The following is a 639-nucleotide window of genomic DNA, read 5'->3' on the forward strand; positions in this document are numbered from 1 at the left end:
GGGAGCCAGCCGCCGAAGGTGGGGTAGACGATTGGGGTGAAGTCGTAACAAGGTAGCCGTATCGGAAGGTGCGGCTGGATCACCTCCTTTCTATGGAGTACCTCGCTTCCGTAGCGAAGCGGTACAATAAACAACGTAAATTCATTTGTTCAGTTTTGATGGAATTTGTATGGGGCCATAGCTCAGCTGGGAGAGCGCCTGCCTTGCAAGCAGGAGGTCAGGAGTTCGATCCTCCTTGGCTCCACCATATACCATCAAATTAAATCATCTGCATGAATTTCATCAACCCGAAGGGATTGCCCGAAATTCACACAGGTTGCTGTTTCGATGAAACAGCATTGATCCTTGAAAACTGGATAACGAAACAACAATTGCGAATTAGAACATTCTTTTAGCTGAAACTTGTGATCATAGAGAACAAGTTTAGTACTAGCTGATTAAGTGAGTGTTTTTGAGATGATGGATCCTTTGCGAATTTGTTTCTACCTTTGAACATTTCAATCGAAGAAACAAATGAGGAACAGAGCCGTCAGCCAAAAACAGGAGCCTTTTGGTTAAGCTACTAAGAGCACACGGAGGATGCCTAGGCGCTAGGAGCCGAAGAAGGACGTGGCGAACAACGATAAGGCCTCGGGGAGC

General features: G+C 46.5%; 1 tRNA gene and 2 rRNA genes. All 3 read left to right on the plus strand.

Annotated features, from left to right (window positions below):
- Positions 1-90, plus strand: a 16S ribosomal RNA gene (locus FCN15_RS19025); the annotation flags it as partial.
- 81 nt (positions 91-171) lie between these two features.
- Positions 172-247: transfer RNA gene (locus tag FCN15_RS19030), tRNA-Ala, on the plus strand.
- 305 nt (positions 248-552) lie between these two features.
- Positions 553-639: ribosomal RNA gene (locus FCN15_RS19035) — 23S ribosomal RNA — on the plus strand; the annotation flags it as partial.

This window comes from Paenibacillus pinistramenti, assembly GCF_005869875.1.
Classification (GTDB): domain Bacteria; phylum Bacillota; class Bacilli; order Paenibacillales; family Paenibacillaceae; genus Fontibacillus; species Fontibacillus pinistramenti.